The sequence below is a fragment of the Candidatus Kuenenia sp. genome, from assembly GCF_039794105.1.
In the GTDB taxonomy this organism is placed as follows: domain Bacteria; phylum Planctomycetota; class Brocadiia; order Brocadiales; family Brocadiaceae; genus Kuenenia.
The window spans coordinates 24,304-30,303 of sequence record NZ_JBDIWA010000040.1 but is presented as its reverse complement, the minus strand read 5'-3'; the positions used below and the strand labels follow the sequence as shown (position 1 = coordinate 30,303).

Below are 6,000 nucleotides of genomic sequence, written 5' to 3'. Positions count from 1 at the left end.
ATAAGAAATGGAAGAAAATTTCCAAGAAATATTCAACCACGCAAAAAAATATTTGCTTTCCCTTATAAACCAATTTCTTAACTTAATGACATTGGTTTGCAACCTGAACCAAACGTTTTATACTTTCTATCCAGCCTTCTATGAACAGAACAAATAACAAATAAATTCCAGCTTCCAAACCGGGATTTTATGATTTGGGCATTGGAATTTTACCGCAGTACATGGCCCCATTATAAGCATAAACTCATAGGTTCAGGTTGCAAACCTGAACCCGCCGGGGGTGGGTAAAAATGGATGCCGTTGGGCTTTTGTCTTTAAAAAAACCCAACCTAATTTAAAATTTGAAATAACTTCTTCTCACCCTATTGCTCCCTTATTTTCATTACTGCAAGTCTTTCAATGTCGGCGAGTATCGTGTTTAATCGTTTAATCGATTCATTATATGAAATTCTCGTGTCTGCCCAGATTCTCTGCGTATCCAGCAGGTCAATATAACCAAACTCACCTTCTTTATATCCCTTTGTTATTAAAGAGAGGGCTTCATCCGCCCGCGGCAGAATTACATCGTTAAATTCCAACAGGCGTTTCCTTTCAACATTGTACAAATTAAAATTTCTTTTCAATTCGAACAGCATGTGATTATCCAATGAAATGCCTTCGTTTTTTGCCTTGTTTGAAAGCGCCTTGCTTTTCTGTATATTCCCCTGGTTTCGGTTAAAAAAAGGAACAGGTATTTCCAGCCCGAATTCGAAAGTGTCCGCGTCTTCCTGCGAAAGCCTTTTGTAGCCTGCTGATACAGCGATATCCGGTATTACCTGTCTTTGTTCCAGCAACAACTGAGCATCTGCCATTTCTCTCTTCTTTTCCGACGCCTTGAAAATCGGATGATTGTTTTTCATATGCTGCTCAAGCTCATGCAATGACAATGCCGTGGGCGCTGTTATCAATTTGCCGGTGATGGTGAAATCTGTAACCTCAGGGGTTCCCATGATTGTTTGCAATTCCCTGAAAGAGTTTTGGAGTTCCCCCTCAGCGTGAAAAACAAGATTTCTTGCCTTTGATAACTCAACCTCCGATCTGAGCACATTGGTAAGCGCAACCTCTCCTACATCAAACCGTATCTTCTCACTTTCGTAAATATCTTTCGCGACCTTTTCCATTTCCTTTGCCACAGAGCAACTTTCCTGGTCAGCCAACACTTTATAAAATGCCTTTTTTGTATCGGCAATAATTCCGATGAGAAATGCATCCCGTTCAAATTCATTTTTCTCCTTCGCCTTTTTGCTTACCTTTATTCCAAGGCCTCTCTTGCCCCCGGTAATAATGGGCTGCGTTATTGATACCCGGTTTTGGCTCTCATTCAACCCTATCTCATCGGTAGGCATTTCTTCCGCCAGAAGTTCAATTACCGGATTTGGATAGAGTTTTGACTGATTCAAAGAGCCAAGTTCCGCTGCTACCTGATCATTCATTGATTGCAATTGTGGGTTTCTTTCAAGAGCAATGTCTATCGCCTCTTTAAGAGAAATTGCTTTGCCCGGCGTTAGTATATCGTTCCCACAGACAATTTCATGGCAAGCGCTAAAGTAAATAAACGAGCAAACAAGGAGAAGCGGATACTTCGAAATACACAGTTGAAAATTATGCCTGTTAAAAAAATGTGTGAACATACCATGCCCTTTTGTAAAAAATATACCATCGAATAGTATCAGTTCAATAAATAGGTAAACCCGCACAAAGGTAAGCATTTATAAGGTTTATAAGATGAATGTAAATGCATTACCCCCATTTATTGAGCCAACACGGGAAAGTGTCATTTGTAGTGCGACGAGCCTCGTCGCACTACATGAATTTCCGGTAAGAAAGAATTCATGCTATTGCCCTTTTTGGGAAATAGTGTCCCTGTGAAGCGTTAAAATTAAATGATGTGTAGAAAATCAGAAAGGTTATGCGATTGTTCGCGGTGGGCGAAATATAATGGTTTGAAAAATAGCGTTAAAGCGGTTTGTAGGGATGAACGCACAATTGCCAATGAGGTCCATGTGCGTATTTGAATGATAATTGGATGTGTATAAGATAAGATTATGTGCGCAAAGCACACAACAGGTGGAACAGTGTGAAGCATTTCCGGGGGCAGCAGTATGATCAATATCATAGGAAGAGACAACAGAAGGTTCTTCATTGCAATGGGAAGTACCTTCTTCCGTGCACCCCAATAATAAACAATCACCCGGCAATATGCACAAGAGAAACCACACTGCCAGAATGCTATAGAATACTTTTCTTAATAAAGACTTCCTGGTAAAAAATTTCATTTTTTCTTTTCGCACGATAACGACAAAAATACTCCATGAGGCGTATGATGAGGATTGTCAATTTAACTTTTTCATAATAATCCACAAACAAATAGAAATGCAAGTTCTAAAAATAATTATAGTATAACTTTTTTGATAACACTTTAGTTTTTTGAAAAAAGACTATAGTGCTACAAAGTTTTTCATTATGCCGTTAACCCACCCCTTAATCCCCTCCCAAGAGGGGAATTTGAGAAGTTACCCTTTTGGGAAGGATTTAACCGAAAGTGAAAATCAATAGTCGAATAGTATTAGCGGATGAGCCTGTAATATAGTAGCAAAAAAATCTCTTTTTTCACCGCATAAAGCTATAGCTTTTTATTCATAAAATGATAAATTGTAGGGGCGAAGCATTTGCCTGCACAGGGAACGAGCGTTTTTGCTTTTTCTAAAGAAATAAATTGTCGCCAAAAAAGGAGTATGATTATGTCAAACGGAATTGGAAAAGAGTTTATGCGCATGACAAAATATCAATATTTAGCGCCATCGGATCAGATGAAAGGGATACAGCAGCCGCCTTTGGAGCTTCCTTATGACAAGTCAAAACAAATTATAGATTTACCGAAACCGGAGGATATTGTTGTAAAAAATGCTGATGTACGAAGAGTAATAGAATCAAGAACGAGTATACGTAATTATTCTAAAAAACCATTACCCACTGAAGAATTATCTTACCTGCTGTGGTGCACTCAGGGGGTAAAAGAAGTAATACCAGGGACTGCAACGTATCGAAACGTGCCATCAGCAGGGGCACGGCATTCTTTGGAAACATATTTATTGGTAAATAACGTAACGGGCTTATTGCCAGGCGTATACAGATTTCTTGCATCTAAACATAAGCTGATGGAAGTAAATTTACAACCGGATATTGCTGATAAAATTACAGCAGCGTGTTTGGGGCAGAACGTAATAAAATTATGCGCAATTGTTTTCATTTGGTCTGCGGTAGCTTACCGTATGAAGTGGCGATATGGAGAACGCGGATATAGGTATATGCATCTGGATGCAGGACACGTCTGCCAGAATTTGTATTTAAGCGCAGAATCCATTGATTGCGGAGCATGCGCAATTGCTGCGTTTTCTGATGATGATATAAACGATTTGCTCTCTCTCGAAGGTGATGAGGAATTTGTAATATATTTGGCCGCCGTAGGTAAAAAATAATACCAGCCGTCCCTGCATAGCCGGAACAAAACAAGCAAGGGATAAAAAATACGAAGCATGAAGCATGAAGCTTGGCGCAGCCTTTGGCCGCAACCAAATTCGAAATACAAATATCGAAATACGAAACAACTTCTAATAACGGTGCGGGTTCAGGTTTGTAACCTGAACCAAACATTTTATACTTTCAATCAAGCCTTTTATTGGCAGAACAAGTGACAAATAAATTCCAGATTCAAAACAGGGATTTTGTGATTTGGGCACTTGAATTTTACCGCAATACATGACCCCATTATTTGCATAAACTCATGTGTTCAGGTTGCAAACCTGAACCCGCCAGGAGTCGTGTAATGTTTACGCTAAATGGTTACAAATACGAAGCATGATGCACGAAATACGAAACAAATTCCAAAAACAAAATCCCAATGAAAAAAACCGTGTTTTGAACATTTATACACGCGTTCCCAAGCTCCGGCTTCACATGGAAAAAAGAATAAACCATGGCATTCATTTCTACCTACCCCACAATTCCCCACGTAGAGACGCACGGCCGTGCGTCTCTACATCAAATTCCATTTTTGAGGGGGGATAGGGGTGGTTTTGTTCCTTTTAAATCCCCTCGTTCCTACGCTCTCAGACTGAGTCAAATGGGCAATTTTATCCTATTTCACGATATGAATTTCCCACTTTAATAGAAAAACAGTAATAAATTGAGCATAAAATAGGCAAAATGTGCTAAGTTGCCCCCACTTTTGAGACAACAAGGTTCATTTGGCCCAGTCTGTCTGCGTGGGAATGCAGATATGACGCTCTGCGTCACATCAAAGTAAAGGTAATCGAATAATGAGAAGCCGGTGGGACCAGACGCGGAACGTCTGGTGTCGCATTCCCACCGCAATAATTGCAGGGTTTGTCATAACGAACCCCTGGGGGGCGGCAATAACATCACTCATAAAAAAATCCTCAAACACAGGAAAGATCTTAGACCTTTTCAAAAAGAAAAAAAGCTGAGATAAAAACAATAATTTGCCACGCATAGTGTAGGGGCGAAGCATTTGCTATAAACTGTCACAAATGCGTTCATACCCAAACGGACAAATGCTTCGCCCCTGCTTTTTTAAGAAAATAGATACTGTATTTCCACATGCAGCTTTAAACACCAACAACCACAAATAGGAGACCCAATTATGTCATGGCTGAATATTCGGGGAAATATGTACCATTGCCTGAAATGCTCCGAAATTGTTAAGGTCGAATACGAGGGAGGCGCTTGCTTAACACAAATCGGAGATAATCGGATATACAAACAAACGGCGCTGACAAAAAGATACGGCCAACCAACTGCAAATCCAGATGCTGAAGGCTACTACTTGCATAATGAAATCTTTTGCGAGCCGTGTTTTAAGAAACGTTATATGAAAGGTGGGCAATATGATGTTGCCATGAATATGGGAGCCCTTTGCAATCGGCTTTTGGGAATTAAGGATAAACATACAGAGAACATTGGAAAGGCGACCGAATCGGCATTCAATAATTGGCTAGAGAATGTTTCGCCTGGCAATCTTCGTGAAATAAACACACCTGCCTTTGATAAAACAATCGGCTTGAAAATATTCAAATTACGCAATAAGCGCAAGGACTTAATAGAACAATTTGTCTCCAGCGCCAAAGATTCAATAATTACCATTATCTATAATCTGGTTAACAGAGATCCATACCTTCAGGATGCGATAAGACAGTATGCATCCGAAGCGCAACCAATTATTGACAGCATAAGAAAATTACTGCTCAATCTTAAAGGAAAATTCTTTCTTAAAGGGAAAATCTTTAGGGTGCGCAGTATAAACCAGCCTGAAAACCTGAACGACTACGTCAGGTATGAAATGACTACAAGGTCTCCTGTAGCATCAACGCCGGACATAACCGTTTTTTATCAGACAAACATGCGTAAGAAAGATATTACAGGATTTCTGAATTCGTGCAACCCTTCAAATCAGGTTGAAATGGATGGGGACAAATGGATAGGCAAATTAAAAAACAGACTGGAATAACAAATGTCAAAGGAGTTGTAGAGACAGGTTTTAAACCTGTCTCTACGGTTGTAATTCGATATTCTCTTTTCATCCTACTAAAATGACGGATTATAAAAAATGTTGTAGGCTTTGTAGATGACCTGGGCGCTTTAGCGGCTGCGCTTGCAACGGTGGCTGTATACATCAATGTCCCCTTTACGAACAATTTGGCAGAAAACGATATCAGGATGACGAAGGTTCAGCAGAAGATATCGGGCAGTTTTCGTTCTTTGGAGGGAGCGAAAATTTTCTGCCGCATTCGGAGTTATCTCTCGACCTGTCGAAAACAAGGGGTAAATTTGAGCCGGGCATTACAGATGCTATTCCGTGGTGAATTGCCTGCTTTTGCCAGCTCGTAACGACAGTGGGTGAAAATACGCTGAATAGATACTTGAATTGTGAATAGCAGCGAC

Annotated in this window: 4 protein-coding genes and 1 pseudogene; 3 read left to right on the top strand and 2 right to left on the bottom strand. The window is 40.0% G+C overall.

The features are described from left to right. Positions 1-362: 362 nt before the first annotated feature. Both ABJL82_RS14710 and ABJL82_RS14705 read right to left on the bottom strand, forming a co-directional pair. The gene (locus tag ABJL82_RS14710) at positions 363-1,670 is read right to left on the bottom strand and encodes a TolC family protein (RefSeq protein WP_347275456.1); all 1,308 of its coding nucleotides are present in this window, start codon (positions 1,668-1,670) and stop codon (positions 363-365) included. A 276-nt stretch (positions 1,671-1,946) separates the two neighbouring features. Then, positions 1,947-2,315, bottom strand: a complete 369-nt coding sequence (locus ABJL82_RS14705) for a hypothetical protein (protein WP_347275455.1) — start codon at positions 2,313-2,315, stop codon at positions 1,947-1,949. 465 nt (positions 2,316-2,780) lie between these two features. On the opposite strand from ABJL82_RS14705, the gene ABJL82_RS14700 reads away from it, so the two are divergent. From ABJL82_RS14700 to ABJL82_RS14690, 3 genes and pseudogenes are all read left to right on the top strand, one after another. Then, positions 2,781-3,518: a SagB/ThcOx family dehydrogenase gene (locus tag ABJL82_RS14700; protein ID WP_347275454.1), complete on the top strand. Its 738-nt coding sequence runs from the start codon at positions 2,781-2,783 to the stop codon at positions 3,516-3,518. Positions 3,519-4,702: 1,184 nt separating this feature from the next. Next, positions 4,703-5,566: a hypothetical protein gene (locus ABJL82_RS14695; RefSeq protein WP_347275453.1), complete on the top strand. Its 864-nt coding sequence runs from the start codon at positions 4,703-4,705 to the stop codon at positions 5,564-5,566. Between the two features lie 74 nt (positions 5,567-5,640). Next, a pseudogene (locus ABJL82_RS14690) lies at positions 5,641-5,946 on the top strand (transposase); the annotation flags it as partial. Positions 5,947-6,000: the final 54 nt, after the last annotated feature.

Coding starts and splice junctions, on each gene's coding strand:
- ABJL82_RS14710 (WP_347275456.1), bottom strand. CDS start 1,670: ATGTTCACACATTTTTTTAACAGGCATAATTTTCAACTGTGTATTTCG.
- ABJL82_RS14705 (WP_347275455.1), bottom strand. CDS start 2,315: ATGAAATTTTTTACCAGGAAGTCTTTATTAAGAAAAGTATTCTATAGC.
- ABJL82_RS14700 (WP_347275454.1), top strand. CDS start 2,781: ATGTCAAACGGAATTGGAAAAGAGTTTATGCGCATGACAAAATATCAA.
- ABJL82_RS14695 (WP_347275453.1), top strand. CDS start 4,703: ATGTCATGGCTGAATATTCGGGGAAATATGTACCATTGCCTGAAATGC.